The organism is Streptomyces sp. NPDC006012 (assembly GCF_042871185.1).
Taxonomy (GTDB): Bacteria; Actinomycetota; Actinomycetes; order Streptomycetales; family Streptomycetaceae; genus Streptomyces.
This window is the reverse complement of the sequence record NZ_JBIAIE010000033.1, coordinates 19190-37096: the sequence shown is the minus strand read 5'-3', so window position 1 is coordinate 37096 and position 17907 is coordinate 19190. Positions and strand designations below refer to the sequence as shown.

At 72.7% G+C, this 17907-nt stretch carries 20 protein-coding genes; 9 read left to right on the top strand and 11 right to left on the bottom strand.

The annotated features are described in order from the left end of the window. The first annotated feature begins 377 nt into the window (after positions 1-377). The 4 genes from ACFYPJ_RS34930 to ACFYPJ_RS34915 all read left to right on the top strand — a co-directional run bounded on the left by ACFYPJ_RS34930 (position 378) and on the right by ACFYPJ_RS34915 (position 4340). Positions 378-1130, top strand: a complete 753-nt coding sequence (locus ACFYPJ_RS34930) for a TVP38/TMEM64 family protein (RefSeq protein ID WP_389025628.1) — start codon at positions 378-380, stop codon at positions 1128-1130. Positions 1131-1326: 196 nt separating this feature from the next. Further along, positions 1327-2202, top strand: coding sequence for an undecaprenyl-diphosphate phosphatase (locus ACFYPJ_RS34925; protein ID WP_389025627.1), 876 nt, complete (start codon positions 1327-1329; stop codon positions 2200-2202). A gap of 460 nt (positions 2203-2662) precedes the next feature. Further along, a complete protein-coding gene (locus ACFYPJ_RS34920; RefSeq protein ID WP_389025626.1) occupies positions 2663-3706 on the top strand; it encodes an SGNH/GDSL hydrolase family protein in 1044 nt (347 codons plus the stop codon). Positions 3707-4160: 454 nt separating this feature from the next. Beyond that, positions 4161-4340, top strand: a complete 180-nt coding sequence (locus ACFYPJ_RS34915; protein WP_389025625.1) for a hypothetical protein — start codon at positions 4161-4163, stop codon at positions 4338-4340. Positions 4341-4653: 313 nt separating this feature from the next. Here the strand turns inward: ACFYPJ_RS34915 and ACFYPJ_RS34910 are convergent, their stop codons facing one another. The 3 genes from ACFYPJ_RS34910 to ACFYPJ_RS34900 form a co-directional block, all read right to left on the bottom strand. Next, on the bottom strand, positions 4654-5394 hold the full coding sequence (locus ACFYPJ_RS34910) for an SDR family NAD(P)-dependent oxidoreductase (RefSeq protein WP_389025624.1): 741 nt from the start codon (positions 5392-5394) through the stop codon (positions 4654-4656). Positions 5395-5445: 51 nt separating this feature from the next. Then, positions 5446-5652 (bottom strand): methyltransferase domain-containing protein, encoded by a 207-nt coding sequence (locus ACFYPJ_RS34905; protein ID WP_389025623.1) that lies wholly within the window; start codon positions 5650-5652, stop codon positions 5446-5448. An 86-nt stretch (positions 5653-5738) separates the two neighbouring features. Further along, positions 5739-6725 (bottom strand): LLM class flavin-dependent oxidoreductase, encoded by a 987-nt coding sequence (locus tag ACFYPJ_RS34900; protein WP_389025622.1) that lies wholly within the window; start codon positions 6723-6725, stop codon positions 5739-5741. A 332-nt stretch (positions 6726-7057) separates the two neighbouring features. Here ACFYPJ_RS34900 and ACFYPJ_RS34895 point away from each other — a divergent pair, with 332 nt between their 5' ends. Then, a complete protein-coding gene (locus ACFYPJ_RS34895; RefSeq protein WP_389025621.1) occupies positions 7058-7528 on the top strand; it encodes a nuclear transport factor 2 family protein in 471 nt (156 codons plus the stop codon). A gap of 109 nt (positions 7529-7637) precedes the next feature. Then, on the top strand, positions 7638-9212 hold the full coding sequence (lnt, locus tag ACFYPJ_RS34890) for an apolipoprotein N-acyltransferase (protein ID WP_389025620.1): 1575 nt from the start codon (positions 7638-7640) through the stop codon (positions 9210-9212). Here lnt and ACFYPJ_RS34885 read toward each other — a convergent pair. Continuing rightward, positions 9130-10041: a Gfo/Idh/MocA family protein gene (locus ACFYPJ_RS34885; RefSeq protein ID WP_389025619.1), complete on the bottom strand. Its 912-nt coding sequence runs from the start codon at positions 10039-10041 to the stop codon at positions 9130-9132. The genes lnt and ACFYPJ_RS34885 overlap by 83 nt on opposite strands. A gap of 10 nt (positions 10042-10051) precedes the next feature. After that, positions 10052-11230 (bottom strand): FAD-dependent monooxygenase, encoded by a 1179-nt coding sequence (locus tag ACFYPJ_RS34880; protein ID WP_389025618.1) that lies wholly within the window; start codon positions 11228-11230, stop codon positions 10052-10054. Between the two features lie 127 nt (positions 11231-11357). Here ACFYPJ_RS34880 and ACFYPJ_RS34875 point away from each other — a divergent pair, with 127 nt between their 5' ends. The 3 genes from ACFYPJ_RS34875 (at position 11358) to ACFYPJ_RS34865 (ending at position 13085) form a co-directional block, all read left to right on the top strand. Beyond that, positions 11358-11948, top strand: coding sequence for a TetR/AcrR family transcriptional regulator (locus ACFYPJ_RS34875; RefSeq protein ID WP_389025617.1), 591 nt, complete (start codon positions 11358-11360; stop codon positions 11946-11948). A gap of 43 nt (positions 11949-11991) precedes the next feature. Continuing rightward, complete coding sequence (locus tag ACFYPJ_RS34870; protein ID WP_389025616.1) at positions 11992-12504, top strand: DinB family protein; 513 nt, start codon at positions 11992-11994, stop codon at positions 12502-12504. 113 nt (positions 12505-12617) lie between these two features. Then, complete coding sequence (locus ACFYPJ_RS34865) at positions 12618-13085, top strand: hypothetical protein (protein ID WP_389025615.1); 468 nt, start codon at positions 12618-12620, stop codon at positions 13083-13085. Between the two features lie 243 nt (positions 13086-13328). On the opposite strand, the gene ACFYPJ_RS34860 is transcribed toward ACFYPJ_RS34865, so the two are convergent. The 6 genes from ACFYPJ_RS34860 to ACFYPJ_RS34835 form a co-directional block, all read right to left on the bottom strand. Next, entirely contained in the window at positions 13329-13847 is a 519-nt protein-coding gene (locus ACFYPJ_RS34860; protein ID WP_389025614.1) for a hypothetical protein, read from the bottom strand. A gap of 154 nt (positions 13848-14001) precedes the next feature. After that, positions 14002-14685, bottom strand: coding sequence for a uracil-DNA glycosylase (locus ACFYPJ_RS34855; protein WP_389025613.1), 684 nt, complete (start codon positions 14683-14685; stop codon positions 14002-14004). A gap of 173 nt (positions 14686-14858) precedes the next feature. Continuing rightward, positions 14859-15620: an SDR family oxidoreductase gene (locus ACFYPJ_RS34850; protein WP_389025612.1), complete on the bottom strand. Its 762-nt coding sequence runs from the start codon at positions 15618-15620 to the stop codon at positions 14859-14861. A gap of 42 nt (positions 15621-15662) precedes the next feature. Beyond that, a complete protein-coding gene (gene fabG / locus ACFYPJ_RS34845; protein WP_389025611.1) occupies positions 15663-16424 on the bottom strand; it encodes a 3-oxoacyl-ACP reductase FabG in 762 nt (253 codons plus the stop codon). Positions 16425-16594: 170 nt separating this feature from the next. Further along, positions 16595-17011 (bottom strand): DUF3037 domain-containing protein, encoded by a 417-nt coding sequence (locus tag ACFYPJ_RS34840; protein WP_389025610.1) that lies wholly within the window; start codon positions 17009-17011, stop codon positions 16595-16597. Next, positions 17008-17772: a HipA family kinase gene (locus ACFYPJ_RS34835; protein WP_389025609.1), complete on the bottom strand. Its 765-nt coding sequence runs from the start codon at positions 17770-17772 to the stop codon at positions 17008-17010. Before ACFYPJ_RS34835 ends, ACFYPJ_RS34840 begins: the two co-directional genes overlap by 4 nt. Positions 17773-17907: the final 135 nt, after the last annotated feature.

The window sequence follows — 17907 nt, the reverse complement described above, 5'->3', positions numbered from 1 at the left end:
GCGGGGTCCGCCGGACGATCCGGAGAGGGTCAGCTTCGGGCGCCGTCGACGGCCACGACGATCGGGACGGCAGCCTTCGGAGCATCCGCTACCGCGGATGCTGCGAGGACGAAGGCGTGCCGGAACATGACATCGAGCATCGCCGACGCGGCGTTGCGCGTCGAATGGTTTTCCGGCGCGCGGCCGTGCCCGGTGGCTGGTATTCCCGTGCGGGACGGCGGCCGGTCGTCCGGTGCGGCCCGGTGGCCGGTGTCCCGGCGGGAACTGATGGTTCGTCACCGGAATCGCGGTCCGGCAGCAGCGGCGGGACGCGACGGTGACCGGCATGAGACGGTCCGTGCGGCGATCGGACACGTTCGTCGGTTACTGTCACCGGCATGCTCGATGCCACCGACCGCTCTGGGGGCACCGCCGCGGCCTCACCCCGGGCCGGCACCGCGCTCGTCTCGCGCGCGGGATTCGCGGCTCGCTGCATGCGTGTGTTGCTGTCGCCCTGGTCGCGGCTGTCCCTGCTCGTGGTACTGCTCGCGGGGTCCGCTGCGGTCGTACTGTTGTTCGAACCACAGAAGCTGCTCACCCACGGCTGGCCGCCGCAGCTCGACGGGGCCGCCGCCGCGACCGTGTTCGCGGTGGCCTACGGGCTGTGCACGGTGGCGTTCGTGCCACGGCCGCTGCTGAACCTCGCGGCGGGTGCCCTGTTCGGCTCCCAAGTGGGGCTCGGCACGGCCCTCGTGGGCACCGTGCTGGGTGCCGGTGTCGCGTTCGGCCTCGGCCGGGTGCTGGGGCAGGACGCGCTCCGGCCGCTGCTGCGCGGGCGCTTGCTGCTGGCCGCCGACGGTCAGCTCAGCCGGCACGGCTTCCGCTCGATGATGGCGGCACGGCTGTTCCCGGGCCTGCCCTTCTGGGGTGTGAACTACTGTGCCGCAGTCTCCCGGATGGGCTGGCCGTCGTTCCTGCTCGCGACGGCGCTCGGTTCGATCCCGAACACCGCCGCATACGTCGTGGCGGGCGCGCGCGCCTCGGCTCCGACGTCACCCGCCTTCCTGATCGCGATGGCGTGCATCGCCGTACCGGCGCTGGCGGGTGCCGTGGTGGCCTGGCGCAAGCGGCACAGCCTGCGCGCGCGGTGAACCGTCGTACCACCCGTCGGTCCGTCCCTGCGACGCACGGGGCGGCCCGGCGGCCGTCGACGCCTGGTCCGGCCTGGTGTTCCCCGCCGAACCCCTGTGCAGTCCCCGTCACTTCGGGACGCTACGCTGTGCCCTCGGTACAGAAGATCACCACATTCTCCGACTTCCCCGATCCGCACTTGGACGTCTCACCTCCATGTCTTGGTTTGAATCCCTCATCCTCGGACTCGTCCAGGGGCTGACCGAGTTCCTGCCCGTCTCCTCCAGTGCGCATCTCCGGTTGACCGCCGCCTTCTCCGGCTGGAAGGACCCGGGCGCAGCCTTCACGGCCATCACCCAGATCGGCACGGAGGCCGCGGTGCTGATCTACTTCCGCAAGGACATCGGCCGGATCGTGTCGGCCTGGTTCCGGTCACTGTTCGACAAGGCGATGCGGCACGACCACGACGCCCAGATGGGCTGGCTGGTGATCGTCGGTTCGATCCCGATCGGGCTGCTGGGCTTGACGCTCAAGGACCAGATCGAAGGGCCGTTCCGCGATCTGCGGATCACGGCGACCATGCTGATCGTCGTCGGCCTCGTCATAGGCTTCGCGGACCGGCTCGCGGCCCGCGACGAGAAAGGCGGCCGGCACCGCGCCCCCAAGCAGCGCAAGGGCCTGGAGGACCTGGGCGTACGGGACGGCCTGATCTACGGTCTGTGCCAGGCGTGCGCGCTCATCCCGGGGGTCTCCCGCTCCGGCGCGACGATCAGCGGCGGTCTGTTCATGGGCTACCAGCGGGAGTCTGCGGCGCGGTACTCGTTCCTGCTCGCCGTTCCGGCGGTCCTCGCCTCCGGGGTGTTCGAGCTGAAGGACGCGATGAGCAGCGGCCACATCGCCTGGGGCCCGACCCTGTTCGCGACGGTGATCGCCTTCGCCTCCGGGTACGCGGTGATCGCCTGGTTCATGAAGTTCATCTCGTCCAAGAGCTTCATGCCGTTCGTCTACTACCGGGTGGCTCTCGGCATCGTCATCATCGCCCTGGTCACGGCGGGTGTACTGAGCCCGCACGCGGCCGAGTCGGCGGGCTGAGGGGGGAAGTCGCTCCAGGGTTTCCGCCATCGGAACCTCGTGGCTTCTCGCGGTCGCCCGCAATTGATTGCGTCCGCTCCTCGTGATCATCTCCCAGTTGTCTCCCGCTCTCCCGCCACCCACCGTGGATGGCGATGGCCCCCGCGAAATTCTTGCGGGGGCCATCTGCTGCCGCCAGCCGGTTCGGAGCCGGACATGGACGCCCCTCGGCCTCGTCGGCCTGGTGGCGGCCAGGGCGCCTTTCCCCGGACCGCGCCCGAGGCGGCAGGTCGCGTGGCCGGGACGCAGTCCTGAAGTCCTGGCGGCGACACGCAAGATCTGACCATTTAGCTCGATCGGGTGCGGTAGGCCCGATTCTCCAAAGAGGCAACCCGACAGCGTGGATGATCTTGGCCGAGGTGCCTTCCGCCCTGGGCCACGTTCCGGCCCCGGGGCGTTTTTTGCAGATCCTGGAGGATCCATGCGACACCCTGTCTCCCGCCTGCGAACGCGCGCGCTGGCCGTCGGGCTCGCGCTGGCGGCGTCCGCGCTTCTGCCCTCGGGCTCCGCCGGTGCGGCCGACCAGTACGAGTGGGCCGCGTTGGGCGACTCGTACACCGCCGGCGTCTTCGTCGGCGACCCGCTGCCCGCGCTGGGTGATGCGTCGCGGGACGGCTGCGACCGCACCACCAACGCCTACCCCGACGTCGTCGACCGGGAGCTCGCCGAATTCCCGCCGGGCAAGCCCGTGCACCTGGACAACGTCAGCTGCGGCAACGCCACCATCGCCGACATCGCCAAGGACAAGCAGACGCCGATCAGCCCGGTCCAGCCCACCGAGCGCGGCTGGCCCGCGGTGGACCCGCAGATCCAGCGGGCCAAGCTGGGCGACCAGACCGACATCGTGACCATCGGCGTCGGCGGCAACAGCCTGCCCTTCGGCGGAATGCTCCTCAAGTGCCTCGAACAGGGTGTGACCGGCAAGTCCTGCCGCGACTACTACACCAATCCCCCCGAGGGGGAGGAAAGCATCCAGGACAAGCTCGCCCGGGTCCAGGACGAGTACATCGAGATGCTGGCCCAGGTGCACCAGGCCGCACCCAACGCCAAGGTGATCACGGTCGGCTACCCTGCCGTCCTGCCGGACAACGGCAGCGACTGCAACCGCCTTGCCCTCACCGAGCTCGGCTCGATCACCCACGCCGACGTCGACTGGCTCCGTGACAGCGTCCTCAAGCAGCTGAACAGCACGATCCAGCGGGTCTCGGAGTTCTTCGGCGACCGCTACGTCGACGTCTACTCCTCCAGCGTGGGCCACGACGCCTGCCAGCCCGCGGGCACCAAGTGGGTCGAGGGAATCTGCGGCGACGCCGCGGACTACTGGCCCGCCAAGCTCCCCGGCACGCTGCTGAACTGCGGTCTCATCGGCAAGCGCATCACCCTGGTCCACCCCAATGCCGCAGGACACGCCAACACCGCGGCCCACGTGGAGCGAGCGATCCGTATCGCCCTCCTCGAAAGGTGACCGATCGGACCAACCTCCGGCGTGAGGGCATTCCCCCGGGCTGCACCCCTACGGACTGACCGGGCGCCATCGCGGACCGGATCCTGATCCTCCAACGCCGCTGTCGCGTCACGGCGATGGGGGATCAGACCGCCGCAGACAGCTTGACGGGGGCATTGAGAACGGGGGCATCGAGATGCCCCGGCCGGGCGGCGCGAGGCGGGCGGGGCAACGGCGTGGAGTCAGGTGGCGGACTGGTAGGTGCCCCCGACGCGGACGATGCCGCCTGGTCACGGCGGGCGCGCTGGGCCCGCACGCGGCCGAGTCGGCGGGCCGACCGCCCGGCGCCCCGCCCCGGATCGCCCCGCCCGTCACCGCGGGCCGTCCGGGCGGCGCCGCGCCCGTGACCGACTCCATACGGTCTGAGTATCTGTGCGGTAGCGCAGTGTCAGTCCTTGCCCCTAGGCTTGTCCGCATGTCCCCCAATTCCGTGCTCCCTGGTTCCGTGCGGTCTGCCGCCGAGGTGAACGAACAGATCCGGGCGCTGTGGCTGCGTGCGGGTGGATCGCTGTCGGCCCAGGAGCGCGCGGAGTACGAGTTGCTGGTGGTCGAGTGGGCCGAGGCCATCCGCGGCGAGATCATCGAGGCGGCCTGAGGTTCCGGGCCGTAAAACACCCGCCTCGCCTCGCCACGCACGGCTCGTCAGCCCCGGAACCGGTTGCCGGGCCCGAGCGGACCGGGCAGCGCCCCGCCCCGTACTCGACCCGCCACGTTCACGATCCGGCACGCTCTCGCTTTTACGTGCCGCCGAGTGCGCGCGAATCCACGCCCGCCCACCACAAAAACCCCATCTGCCCCGCCCGCACACCGAGATACGCGCCGACCCGCACCGAAGCTGGATACGACACGACGCCACCCGATCGGCGCAGTCCCTGCCGTGTACGGTCCGCCGGTCCGCCGATCGCCCGCTACCGGCCGCCCGCTACCCGCAGCACCGCGCCCGTGGTGTACGAGGCGTCCGGGGACATCAGCCAGGAGATCGCGGCGGCGATCTCCTCCGCCCGTCCGGGGCGGCGCAGCGGGATCGCCTCCGCCATGCGGTGTGCCCGGTCGGGGTCGCCCATCGTCGCGTGCATCTCCGTGTCGATCGCCCCGGGGGCGACCGCGTTCACCCGGATGCCGTCCGGGCCGAGTTCCTTCGACAGGCCCAGGGTGAGGGTGTCGACGGCCGCCTTGGTCGCCGCGTAGTGGACGAACTCACCGGGGCTGCCGAGCGTGGCGGCTCCGGACGAGACGTTCACGATCACGCCGCTCCCCCGCGCCGCCATGAGGCGGGCCGCACGACGTGAGCAGAGCAGTGTGCCGAGGAGATTGACCTCGACCACCCGGCGCAGATCGGCGGGGTCCGCATCCGCCAGCCGCCCCAGCGGGCCGGTCACCCCCGCGTTGTTCACCAGCCCGGTGATGGGACCCAGCCGCTCCTCCGCCGTGTCGAACAGCCGCTCCACGTCCGCCTCCACGGCAGTGTCCCCGCGTACGGTCGTACACCGGGCCCCCGCCGCCCGTGCCGCCTCGGCGACCGACTCGGCCGCCGCCGCGTCCCGGACGTAGCCGACGACCAGGTCGTGGCCGTCCGCCGCGAGCCGCAGACAGGTCGCGGCGCCGATCCCGCGGCTGCCGCCGGTGACGACGGTGACGGGGCGTGTCATGGGAGCCTCCCGGTGACGCTGGTGACGCATACGATCCGAAGATCGCTCACTCTACGGCGGGCGGGGACGCGAGTGCCCGTGGGCGCGAGAGTTCCCCGGACCGTGGGGTCTCATGGTCCGCGGACACGGGAGAGCCCCGTGGTCAGATCGGATCACCCGGGCGGCCCGCTGCACGGCGGTCGGGGCGACATCGACCGCGGTGACCTGCCGTCCGCGCCCGGCCAGCCAGTGCGCGTCGGCGCCCTCTCCGCAGCCCACGTCGAGTGCGTTCCAGCGTTGCCGGCCGTTCCCCGTCTGAGGCCGGACCGCGCCGGTCCTGCTCTGCTTCAGGCGCGCGGGCGTCGCTACGCCGCCGCGGGCAGCATGACGTGGTCCTTGACCAGCTCGTACGACCTCAGGCGGTCGGCCAGGGCGTAGACGGGCGTCACCAGCATGAGTTCGTCGGCCCCGGTCTCCGCCACCACGTCCGCGAGGCGCCGCGCGACCGTCTCGGGCGATCCGTACGCCTGGTGGGCGTGGAAGGCAGCCAGTGCCTTCGTCTCCTCCGCGGTGAACGTGTGGGCCGCCGCCGCTTCGGGGGTGAGGAAGGGACGGCCGCCGCCTCCCACGAGGAGACCGGCCCTGAAGACGTCCATCGGGCCCGCGAGCCGGGACGCCTCCCGCTCCGTTTCGGCGCAGACCGTCTCCACGCAGACCAGGACGCGCGGGCGCGGGCACCAGCGGGACGGCGAGAAGTGTTCGCGGTAGTGCTGGAGCGCGGCGCGCGTGTTGCCGGGACGGATGTGGTGGGCCAAGGCGATCGGCAGACCGACCCGGGCGGCGAACGCGGCACCCGCCGTGCTCGATGCCAGCAGCCAGGGCTCCGGCAGCGTCCCGAGGTCGATCTCGTCCACCAGGAAACGCAGTATCGCCGACACGTCGTCGTGGTATTCGTCGTCCGTCGTGGGTCCGGCACCGCGCCGCAGGGCCCGTGCCGTCGCCTCGTCGAGGGTGCCCGGGCCGCGGCCGATGCCCAGGTCGATCCGCCCCGGGTGCAGTCCGGCCAGCGTGCCGAACTGTTCCGCCAGCATGATCGGGGCGTGGTTCGGTGCGAGCACACCGCCGGATCCGAGCCGGATGGACGACGTCGAGGCGGCAGCGTGCGCGGTCAGGACGACCGGCGGGAACGCTCCGATGGCCGGGGAGTGGTGATGCTCGGCGTACCAGAGGCGCCGATAGCCGAGGTCGTCCAGACGCCGGGCGAACTCGCCGGTGTCCTTGAGCGTGTCCACGGCCCGGGTGCCGGTCTGGACCATGGCCACTTCGAGCGCGCTGAACGGAACGTTGATCATCTCGTCAGTATAGAAACCGTGTTGACGAGGGCGAGGCGTGAACCACCGCGGGTCGCTCCGGACTTCCCCCGAGCCGAGACGAACTGCGCCTGGCCGTCCCGGACTTTCTCGAGCCGAGACCAACTTCGCCTGAACGTCCGGGACTTGCCTCGGGCCGTCTCGGGCCACCCCGATCCCGCATCCGCTTTCCTGCCCACCCCGGGATCTCCCGGACATCGTGGACCTCCCGGCCGGTCCGGCCTGCCGCACGAGCCTCCCTACGTCCGAATGTTCGCCCGAATGTCGCCGCACACCCTCTTGGCTCCGTGCGTCCGTTGGCCAACACTGAGCCGATGACGCAGCGCGTGGACCTCGCTACCGTGATGGACCGGCTGGCCGTGGACGAACTCGTCACCGAGTACGCGATGGCCGTGGACGACGCGGACTGGGCGGCGTACCGGGGCCTGTTCACGGACGACGGGCGGGCGGACTACCGGTCCGCCGGCGGCATCGAGGCAGAGGCGGCCCGGGTCGCCGAGTGGCTCGCCGAGAACCTGGGCCTGTTCGCGATGCGTCAGCATCTGATCGTCAACCGCCGGGTGCGGTTCGGGAATCTGCAGCGGGACGCCGGTGACACCGCCCGGGTGCGGGCCGACTACATCAATCCGATGCGGTTCGCGGCGGGCGACGGTGGGGCGACGGCGCCCGACTTCGTGTGCGGCGGCCGGTACTCCTTCGGGCTGCTGCGCACCCGGGACGGCTGGCGGCTGTGTGAAGTGGTGGTCGAGGAGAAGTGGCGCCGCCTGCCCGCACCGCGCCGGTGACCGGCCGAGCCGGCCGGCGCCGGTGACCGACTGCACCCGAGGCACCCTGTCGGCAGGGGCCGCCCGGCGCGCACACTGGAGTCAGCGGCTGCGCGCAGGGAGGCTACGCATGATCACGCTCGACCACCTGCTCGCCTCCGGCCGGCGGCGCTCCGTCGCCGCCGTCCTCGCGGGCGCGCTGCCTGTGCTGTCCTTCCCGGCGCCCGCGCTGTGGTGGTTCGCGTACGTCGCCCTGGTCCCGTGGATCCTGCTCGCCCGCTCCGCTCCCACCGGGCGACGGGCCGCTCTCGACGGCTGGTTCGGCGGCATCGGCTTCATGGTGGCGGTGCACCACTGGCTGCTGCCGAGCCTGCACGTGTTCCTGTTCCTGATCGCGGCGCTGCTGGGCGCACTGTGGCTGCCCTGGGGCTGGCTGGTGCGCCGGTTGCTGGGCGGGGTGCCCGGGCCGCGGCGGGGCGCGGCCGCGCTGCTGGTGCTGCCGTCGGCGTGGCTGGCGGTGGAGCTGGTCCGGTCCTGGCAGGGGCTCGGCGGCCCCTGGGGCATGCTCGGGTCGAGCCAGTGGCAGGTCCAGCCCGCGCTGCGGCTCGCCTCGGTGGGCGGGGTGTGGCTGCTCAGCTTCCTGGTGGTGGCCGTCAATGTCGCCCTCGCCGTACTGGTGGCGGTGCGCGACGTGCGGTTTGTGGCCCTCGCGTCGCTCGTCGCCACCGCGGCGGTGTCCTCGGCGGCCTGGGTGTGGTCGCCGCGGCCGTCCGTCGACGAGCGGGTCCGGATCGCGGTCGTCCAACCGGGCGTGGTCGGCGGCAGCGACAGCGGCGACCGGCGCTTCGACCGCGAGGAGCGGCTGACCCGGCAGTTGGCGGGGCAGCGCGTCGACCTGGTCGTCTGGGGCGAGAGCAGCGTCGGTTTCGACCTCGGCGACCGGCCCGGCCTGGCGCGCAGGATCGCCGTGCTGTCCCGGGAGACCGGCGCGGACGTGCTGGTCAACGTGGATGCCCACCGCTCGGACCGGCCCGGCATCTACAAGAGTTCGGTGCTGATCGGTCCGGACGGCCCGACCGGCGCCCGTTACGACAAGATGCGGCTGGTCCCCTTCGGCGAGTACATACCGGCCCGTTCGCTGCTCGGCTGGGCGACCTCGGTCGGCAAGGCGGCGGGCGAGGACCGCAGGCGGGGTACCCGGCAGGTCGTGATGGACGCCGGGCACGGGCTGCGCATCGGCCCGATGGTCTGCTTCGAGACCGCGTTCCCCGACATGAGCCGGCACCTCGCCGAGGACGGCGCGGACGTACTGCTGGGCCAGTCGGCGACCTCGACGTTCCAGGACAGCTGGGCCCCCGCGCAGCACGCCTCGCTGGCCGCGCTGCGCGCCGCGGAGACCGGCCGTCCGATGGTGCACGCGACCCTGACCGGGGTCTCCGCGGTCTACGGCCCGGACGGGCGGCGGCAGGGCCCGTGGACCGGCACGGACGCGAGCACCGCCCGCGTCTACGAGGTGCCGCTCGCGCACGGGACCACGCCGTACGTCCGCCTCGGCGACTGGCCCGTCGAGGTGGCGCTGCTCGTGCTGGCGGGCCTGGGCGCGACGGAGGGCGTGCGGGCGGTCAGGCTGCGCCGGGGCCTTCCTGCACCGCACGTACCACGCGCTCGCACAGTTCGTGAGTCGCCAGTGCGTCACGGGCGCTGAGCACCTCGCCCGCGCGCACCGCGTCGAGGAAGGCGAGCACCGCCTGTTCGATGCCGCGCTGCCGGGCCACCGGCACCCAGTCGCCGCGCCGCCGTACGGACGGCTGGCCCTTGTGGTCGATCACCTCGGCGAGGTTGACCACCTGACGCTTGGCGTCCCGCCCGGAGACTTCGAGGATCTCCTCCGTGGAGCCGCTGAGCCGGTTCATCACACCGAGCGCGGTGAAGCCGTCCCCGGCGAGTTGCAGCACGACGTGGTGCAGCAGTCCGTCCCGCAGGCGGGCGCGCACGGTCAGGTCGTCGAACGGGCCGGGCAGCAGGAAGCGCAGGGTGTCGACGACGTGGATGAAGTCGTCGAGGATCATCGTGCGGGGTTCCTCGGGGAGCCCGACGCGGTTCTTCTGCATCAGGATCAGCTCACGGGGGTGGTCGGCGCACTGCGCGTACCCGGGGGCGTGGCGCCGGTTGAAGCCGACGGCGAGGGCGGTGCCGCGCTGCTCGGCGAGCGCCACCAGCCGCCGGGAGTCGGTGAGTTCGTACGCCAGCGGCTTGTCCACGTAGGTCGGTATGCCCGCTTCCAGGAGCCGGGTGACGATCTCGGGGTGCACCTCGGTGGGGGCGTGCACGAAGGCGGCGTCGAGATCCTGGGCGAGCAGGGAGTCGAGGGTGGCGTGCCGCTGGGCGGCGGGCACGTGCAGGGAATCGGCGACCCGGTCGAGGGTCGCGGGCGTCCTGGTCTGCAGGTGCAGTTCGAGACCCGGCTGCATGCCGAGGACCGGCAGGTACGCCTTCTGCGCGATGTCACCGAGTCCGATGCAGCCGACCTTCACGTGCTCTCCTTCAGCGCTCGCCAACCGGTGCCTGGTCGGAAGCATACGGCGGCCGCCAGTCGGCGACGCCGTCGAGTCCGCGCAGGAGCAGGGCCGGTGCGGCCTTGGACAGTGCGGTGATCGCGGTGTTGCGGACGGCGGCGGCGCCGCGGTTCCCGGTGAGGTTGAGGCGGCCGGTCCGGACGGCCTGCCGGGCGATGGCGGTGGTGCGGGGCAGCCGGGCCGCCGTGTAGGCGCGGAGGTCGCGGGCGTGGTGGGCGAGGACGACGGCGTCCTCGATGGCCTGGTTGCCGCCCTGGCCCAGGGTGGGCGGCATGGCGTGCGCGGCGTCACCGAGGAGCGCGGCCCGGCCGCGGTGGTAGGCGGGCAGTGGCTCGGCGATGTGGTGGACGTCGTGCCGCAGGACGTCCGCCGGGCGGGCGGCGGCGAGGACGGCGGGGATCGGGTCGTGCCAGTCGCCGAACCGGCGGACGAGCTCGGCCTGCTCGTCGTCGGGGGCGTGGCCGCCGGCCGGGACCGTGGCGGCGGCGTACGCGTACACCCGGCCGTCCTTGAGCGGCTGGGTGCCCCAGATGCGGCCCCGGCCCCAGGTCTCGTGCGGAGCGAACGCGCATCCGGGCACCGGGATCACGAGGCGCCAGGTGGTGAACCCGGCGTACACCGGCCCCGGATGGGCGGGGAACAGGGCGCCGCGCACGGCGGAGCTGATGCCGTCCGCGCCGACCACCAGGTCGGCCTCCCACTCCTGGCCCGCGGCGGCCACCCGGGCGGGCCGGCCCGTGTCACCGGGGTCGGTGAGGACGGCGTCGGCGGCGGTGCGGACGGCGCCCGGCGGGAGCAGCGCGGCCAGGGTGGCGACGAGGGTGGCGCGGTGCAGCAGGACGACCGGGCCGCCGAAGCGGGCCGCGACGGCGACGGCGTCGGTGCGGGAGAGCCAGCGGCCGCGCGGGGTGCGCAGCCCTCCCCCGCCGTCCTGCCAGGCCGCCAGGTCGCGGATCCGGTCGCCGATGCCGATGACGTCGAGGGCGCGCAGGGCGTTCGGGGCCAGTGAGATGGCCGCGCCGACCGGTTCCAGACAGGCGGCTCGTTCCAGGACGGTGACCTGCCAGCCCTGCTGGTGCAGGGCGGTCGCGGCGGTCAGGCCGCCGATTCCGCCGCCGACGACGACGGCGCGCGACGACTGTGCCATGGCTCCTCCTGGGGCGCGCGGCCGGCGCACCGCGGACTTCGTCACCGGCCTTGACGGTCCACTACAGCTGTAGTGCGAGCGGACCTCGACCGTACTACAGCTGTAGTGCCACGGGTAGGGTCGTGCCATGCCCGTCCACACCCCGGCCGCCTCCCGTGCGGATCTCGTCGCCGACACCGCCATCGCGCTGTTGGCGGAGCGCGGCATGCGCGGCCTGACCCATCGGGCGGTCGACGAGGCGGCCGGACTGCCGCAGGGCTCCACCTCGAACGTGGCCCGGACCCGTCAGGCCCTGCTGGAGCTGGTGGTGCGGCGGCACGCGGTGCGGGAGGCCCGGGTGCTCGCGCTGGACGAGATGCCCGATCCGCGCGGCGGCCGGGACGCCCTCGTCCAGGCCCTGGCCCTGGCGACGCACCGGTCCCTCACCGGCCACCGCGACCTGCTGGTCTCCCGTTACGAGCTGGCCTTGGAGGCCACCCGCCGCCCCGCGCTGCGGGCTTTCTACGACGCGACGGGCGCCGTCTTCCGCGACCAGCTCGCCGCGATGGTCGGCGCACTGGGCTCGGCCGACCCACAGCGGCACGCGCTGTCCCTGGTCGCCTGGACGGACGGGCTGATGTTCTCCTGCGTGGCCGGGTCGTTCAGCGCGCGGGTGCCGAGCCTGGACGAAGTGCGGGCAGGGATGGGGGAGTTGCTCGACGGGATGCTCGGCCGCTGAAATCCGCTGCCCGGCCCGGTCGGGGCGGACCAGAATGACGGTCATGACGAGTGATCGCCGGGAACCGGCCCTGGACGCGGACGAACGGACCATGCTGGAAGGCTGGCTCGACTACCACCGCGAGACGCTGGCCCGGAAGTGCGCGGGCCTGACCGGCGCACAGCTGAGGACCGCCTCGGTCGAGCCGTCCGAGCTGTCCCTCATGGGGCTGGTCCGGCACATGGCGGAGGTCGAACGGAGCTGGTTCCGCAAGGTGCTGACGGGCGACGACCCGGGCCCGATCTACTACAGCGAACAGGACCCGGACGGCGAGTTCCACCTCACCGAGGCGGACACCTGGGAGGAGGCGTACGCCACCTGGCAGAGCGAGATCGACACCGCCCGGCGGCACGCGGCCCGCTTCGCGCTCGGCGATCTCTCCGAGGGGGTGAGCCGCCTCACCGACAAGTCGTTCAGCCTCCGCTGGATCTACACGCACATGATCGAGGAGTACGCCCGGCACAACGGCCACGCCGACCTGATCCGGGAACGGATCGACGGCACCACCGGCGACTGACGTCAGCCCGCACGCACCCGAGCCACCCGTACGGGGCAGGAGATCACCCGTGTGGGCCATCGCGCGCTGGCCCGTCGCCTCGATCAGGAGGCTGAACCAGCAGAGTTGCGCGGGTGCATCGAACGACGACCGCCGCCGCGCTCCTGGTCACCGTGGCCGTCTCGGCCCTCTCCGGCTGTGTGACGGTCCAGCGCCCGCCGGCCGCCGGGCCGCCGGGTACCGCTCCGGCGCAGCCGCCGGCGCCCCGGCCGGACGGCACCACCGAGCCCCGGGTCGTCCAGGCACCGGCGCGGGAGGCACTGGAGATGGTCGGACCGTCCCGGCTGCCCGAGCGGCCCGAGCGGGCGGAGCCGGTCGCGCCGAGCAGGCCGGCGGCCACGCCCGCTCCGCGGCAGCCGCCGTCGCCCCGCGACCGCCCCCGCCCGCACCGCGCGCCTGCTCAGCCGCCGCACACCGACGCACCCGCGCCGCCCGGGCCCGGCCCCGTGGCCTCCGACGTGTGCGACCTGGGCAAGCGGTACGGCGGCTGGCGCGGGGACAGCCCGGAATCGCGGATCTGCGAGCAGGCGCACGGCCGCTGAGCGGGGCCGGGCGCGGTCCACTGCGGCAGACCGGTACCCGGAGGAAGGGGCACGCGGAGCCGCGGGACCGGCCACGGTGCCATCACGTGGCGCTTCCTCCTGTGAAGGGACCCGTTCGGACGGGCGCGCTCGGACGGACCCCTGCAGACCGGATCCCTTCGGAGCGGGAATTTGGGGTAGGGCGCGATGGTCTCCCCCGTCGGCGGTCTCTCCCCGTCGGCGAGGCGCTCGGCCGTGCGCCGGTCACGAGTGGTCGTGGCCCGGTGGCTCCCCGGGCTCGTCGTCGGGCGGGTCCGTCTCGCCCAGCCGCCGGGCCAGTTCGCCGATCGCCGCCCGTACTCCGTCGCCGTAGCCGTCGTCGGCGAGGGCGACGGCGGCCCCACGGGCCCGGCGCAACTGGCTGCGGGCGGCGTCGGGGCGGCCCAGCTTCGCGTAGTCGGCGGCGAGGTTGAGGTGCAGGGAGGGGTAGAAGCCGCGGACCGTGTCCCGGTCGCCGTCCGGCCGCCCGGCGGCGGCCTCCTGGGCCGCCGACAACGCCCGCAGGTCCCAGGCCAGTTCGTCCGTGGGATCGTCCTGCGTGTCGGCCAGGTAGTGGGCGAGCGTGCAGCGGTGCAGCGGGTCCCCGTCCTGCCCGACCTCCGTCCACAGGTCGAGGAGGCGGCGCCGGGCCTCCTCGCGGTCCCCGCCGTGATGCAGCATGACGACCTGCCCGATCCGGGTCGGCACGCCGTCCGGCGCGGCCTGCTCGTGTCGTTCCACCACGGCGATCTCCTCCGTCTCGTGGCCGGTCCGACGACCGCGGGCACCGGTTCCCGTCCCAGGGATGCCGCACCCCCGTCGTCCCACCGACGCTAACCGGGGGCGCCGGGAATCCCGGTCAGGCGGCCCCGTACGACACCGAGCTGCCCCGGCGCGGTCAGCCGAGGTCGGGGACGGTCCAGTCGACCGGCTGGTGGCCCTGCCGGGCGATCGCCTCGTTGATCTGCGTGAACGGGCGGGAGCCGAAGAACTTCTTCGCGGACAGCGGCGAGGGGTGCGCACCCTTGACCACCACGTGGCGGGTCTCGTCGATCAGGGGGAGCTTCTTCTGCGCGTAGTTGCCCCACAGGACGAAGACGGCCGGGTCGGGCCGGTCGGCCACCGCGCGGATCACCGCGTCCGTGAACTTCTCCCAGCCCTTGCCCTTGTGCGAGTTCGCCTCGCCGGCGCGGACCGTGAGCACCGCGTTGACCAGCAGGACGCCCTGCTCGGCCCACGGCATCAGATAGCCGTTGTCCGGGATCGGCGTGCCCAGTTCCTCCCTCATCTCCTTGTAGATGTTGCGGAGGGAGGGCGGGGTCTTCACCCCGGGACGGACGGAGAAGCACAGGCCGTGGCCCTGGCCCTCGCCGTGGTACGGGTCCTGACCGAGGACGAGCACCTTGACCTTCTCGTACGGCGTCGCCTCCAGCGCGGCGAAGACCTCCTCGCGCGGCGGGTAGACAGGACCCTTCGCCCGCTCCTCCTCGACGAACTCGGTCAGCTCCTTGAAGTAGGTCTGCTGCAGTTCGTCGCCCAGAACCCCGCGCCAGGACTCGGGCAGCATGGCGATGTCGGTCACGTCAACGTCCTTACGGTGTGCGGTCGCTTGCAGGTTCCCGAACCTACAGGCGGGCACTGACATCCGCTGCCGCGACCGCCGTCGCCGGCGGGCGGGGGCGCCGTCCCCCGGCGGGAACGGCGCCCCGGGCGTCCCGTCGTCGTCCTCGTGGCCGCTCGCCCGGACCGTGCCGGTCAGGCCACGCTCACGTTGAGGAACAGGCCGCCGTCGAGGACGAGCGTCTGCCCCGTGATCCACTCCGACTGTTCCGAGGTGAGGAAGGCAGCGGCGCCCGCGACGTCGGAGGGCAGGCCGAGCCGGCCGAGCGGGTAGAGGGCGGCCGCCTCCTCTTCCCGGCCCTCGTACAGCGCCCTGGCGAACTTGGTCTTGACGACGGCCGGGGCGATGGCGTTGACCCGCACCCGGGGCGCGAACTCGTGCGCCAGTTGCTGGGTCAGGTTGATCAGCGCGGCCTTGCTGACGCCGTAGGCGCCGATGAAGGGCGAGGGCGCGAGACCGGCCACCGAGGCGATGCTGACGATCGCGCCGCCGTTGTCCTTCTGCCAGGCGTGCCAGGTCCGCTGGGCGAAGCCGAGCGCCGAGATCACATTGGTCTCGAACACCTTGCGCGCGACGCCCAGGTCGAGGTCGGCCATCGGCTCGAACACCGGGTTGGTGCCCGCGTTGTTGACGAGGAAGTCGACCCGGCCGAACGCCGCCATGGTGCGCTCGACGGCCTCGGCCTGGTGCGCCGGGTCGTGGGCCTTGCCCGCGACGGCGATGGCCCGGTCGGAACCGAGCCGCTCGACGGCCTCCTTGAGGGCATCCTCGCCCCGCCCGGTGATACAGACCCGGTCGCCGCGCGCCACCAGCGCCTCGGCGATGCCGTAGCCGATGCCCTTGCTGGCACCCGTGATGAGGGCCGCCCTGCCGGACGGCTCCGGAAGTTCAGTCATGTCTGTGCTTCCCATCGCTGCCTGCTCGTCTCCCGTCACGTCCTAGTCGAGCGGCCCGCCGGCCACGTACAGCACCTGCCCGGAGACGAAGCCGGCCGCCTCGCCGGTGAAGAAGGCGATGGCGTTCGCGACGTCCTCGGGCTCGCCCACGCGCTGCACCGGGATCTGGGTGGCGGCGGCGGCCTTGAACTCCTCGAAGCGCATCTTCACCCGCTCGGCGGTGGCCTTGGTCATCTCGGTGGCGATGAAGCCGGGGGCGACGGCGTTGGCGGTGATGCCGAACCGGCCGAGTTCGACGGCGAGGGTCTTGGTGAAGCCCTGGAGACCGGCCTTGGCGGCCGAGTAGTTGACCTGGCCGCGGTTGCCCAGCGCGGAGGACGAGGAGAGGTTGACGATCCGCCCCCAGCCCGCGTCCACCATGTGCTTCTGCACGGCCCTGGTCATCAGGAACGAGCCGCGCAGGTGCACGTTCATGACGGTGTCCCAGTCGGCGGCCGTCATCTTGAACAGCAGGTTGTCGCGGAGCACACCGGCGTTGTTGACGAGGATCGCCGGGGCACCGAGGCCCTCGGCGACCCGCGCCACGGCGGCCTCGACCTGCGCCTCGTCCGCGACGTCCGCGCCGACCGCGAGCGCCCTGCCACCGCCGGCGGTGATCTTCTCCACGGTGTCCTTGCAGGCGGCCTCGTCGAGGTCGACGACCGCGACCGCTCGGCCCTCGGCGGCCAGTCGTACGGCGGTGGCGGCGCCGATGCCGCGCGCGCCGCCGGTGACCACGGCGACCCGCTGCTCGGTGGTGGACATCGCTGGTTCTCCTCACCCTAGAGAAAGTCCGGTCGGCAGAGCCGGTCGGCAGGTGGTCTGCGGCTGCCACGGCATGTCCCGCTATGAGCAACCGCTTAGTACCTTCGGTGGACGTGACGCTAGAAGCCCCGGCACCCGGTGTCAACGGCATCCCGGGCGCGTGTGATCCATTACCGCACCAGGAGGTCCAGCAACCGCTCCGCCTCGGCCGCCGGATCGGTGGTGAGCCCGGTGTGCACGGGACCGGGCTGCACGACCGTCGAGCGGGGCGCAATCAGCCAGCGGAAGCGGCGCCCCGCGTCGTCCGCCGCCGCCTGTCCGGCCGCCGCGCCACCGGCGCACACCCGCTCGATCGCGCCCAGCGCCGCCCGTACGCCACCCGTGTCCGCGTCCGGGTCGAGCGCCCGCAGTCTCGCCTCGTCGAGGTGGATACGGGCACCCACATAGCCCTGGGCCCGGCAGTACACGACGACGCCCGCGTTGATGCACTCGCCGCGCTCGACGCGGGGCACGACGCGCAGCACGGCGTACTCGAAGACGTCACGGCCACCGCCCTGGCCCGGCCTGATGATGTGCCGCTCGGTCACGTCGCCTCCTCGATGCCGGTGAGGCGCTGGTGGACGACGGCGGCCCGGGCGAGCAGCGGCCGTGCGTAGGCCCGCCGGAGGTCGTCCGGCGTGTCGAAGCCGGGCTCGTCCAGGAGCCAGGCATCGGGGATCTCGGCGGTCACCTCGGCGAGCAGGTCCTCGGTCACCAGGGGGGACAGCGTGGCGGCGGCCGTCGCGACATCCGGCGCGAACCGGGCCAGGGCGTGGTCCGAGGCGTCGTAGGAGCGGGCGGCCGAGGTCTCGGCACCGGGCCAGTTGTGGTGCCAGATCATGGTGGCGCCGTGGTCGATGAGCCACAGGTCGCCGTGGTGCATCAGGAGGTTGGGGTTGCGCCAGGAGCGGTCGACGTTGTTCACCAGCGCGTCGAACCAGACGATCCGGCCCGCCTCCCGGGGGTCCACCGGGAAGGCCAGCGGATCGAAGCCGAGGGCACCGGAGAGGAAGCCCATGCCGAGGTTGGTGCCGCCGCTGGACCTGAGCAGTTCCTGCACTTCCCGGTCGGGCTCGCCGAGGCCGAGCACCGGGTCCAGCGCGATCGTCACCAGCGGCGGCACCCGCAGGCCCAGCCGGCGGGCCAGTTCGCCGCAGACCACCTCGGCCACCAGGGTCTTGCGGCCCTGGCCCGCGCCGGTGAACTTCAGGACGTACGTCCCCGAATCGTCGGCCTCGATGAGCCCCGGCAGTGAGCCGCCCTCGCGCAGCGGCGTGATGTAGCGGGTCGCGGTGACCTCTCTCAGCATCGTCCAAGGCCCCACAGGTCGTTCGGCTTGTTTTCCACGGCCAGCTCCACGCGATGCACTCCATGCGCCCGTCGTCGACGGGACTTCGGCAGGAAGTGAGCATAGTAACCGAGCGTGACACCCGGGGAGTCGGGC

Bases quoted from the DNA above. Each gene is read 5' to 3' on its own strand.
- ACFYPJ_RS34920 (WP_389025626.1), top strand. From the start codon at position 2,663: ATGCGACACCCTGTCTCCCGCCTGCGAACGCGCGCGCTGGCCGTCGGG.
- ACFYPJ_RS34835 (WP_389025609.1), bottom strand. From the start codon at position 17,772: ATGCTGAGAGAGGTCACCGCGACCCGCTACATCACGCCGCTGCGCGAG.
- fabG (WP_389025611.1), bottom strand. From the start codon at position 16,424: ATGTCCACCACCGAGCAGCGGGTCGCCGTGGTCACCGGCGGCGCGCGC.
- ACFYPJ_RS34870 (WP_389025616.1), top strand. From the start codon at position 11,992: ATGACGAGTGATCGCCGGGAACCGGCCCTGGACGCGGACGAACGGACC.
- ACFYPJ_RS34895 (WP_389025621.1), top strand. From the start codon at position 7,058: ATGACGCAGCGCGTGGACCTCGCTACCGTGATGGACCGGCTGGCCGTG.
- ACFYPJ_RS34900 (WP_389025622.1), bottom strand. From the start codon at position 6,725: ATGATCAACGTTCCGTTCAGCGCGCTCGAAGTGGCCATGGTCCAGACC.
- ACFYPJ_RS34910 (WP_389025624.1), bottom strand. From the start codon at position 5,394: ATGACACGCCCCGTCACCGTCGTCACCGGCGGCAGCCGCGGGATCGGC.
- lnt (WP_389025620.1), top strand. From the start codon at position 7,638: ATGATCACGCTCGACCACCTGCTCGCCTCCGGCCGGCGGCGCTCCGTC.
- ACFYPJ_RS34915 (WP_389025625.1), top strand. From the start codon at position 4,161: ATGTCCCCCAATTCCGTGCTCCCTGGTTCCGTGCGGTCTGCCGCCGAG.
- ACFYPJ_RS34880 (WP_389025618.1), bottom strand. From the start codon at position 11,230: ATGGCACAGTCGTCGCGCGCCGTCGTCGTCGGCGGCGGAATCGGCGGC.
- ACFYPJ_RS34925 (WP_389025627.1), top strand. From the start codon at position 1,327: ATGTCTTGGTTTGAATCCCTCATCCTCGGACTCGTCCAGGGGCTGACC.
- ACFYPJ_RS34875 (WP_389025617.1), top strand. From the start codon at position 11,358: ATGCCCGTCCACACCCCGGCCGCCTCCCGTGCGGATCTCGTCGCCGAC.
- ACFYPJ_RS34930 (WP_389025628.1), top strand. From the start codon at position 378: ATGCTCGATGCCACCGACCGCTCTGGGGGCACCGCCGCGGCCTCACCC.
- ACFYPJ_RS34850 (WP_389025612.1), bottom strand. From the start codon at position 15,620: ATGACTGAACTTCCGGAGCCGTCCGGCAGGGCGGCCCTCATCACGGGT.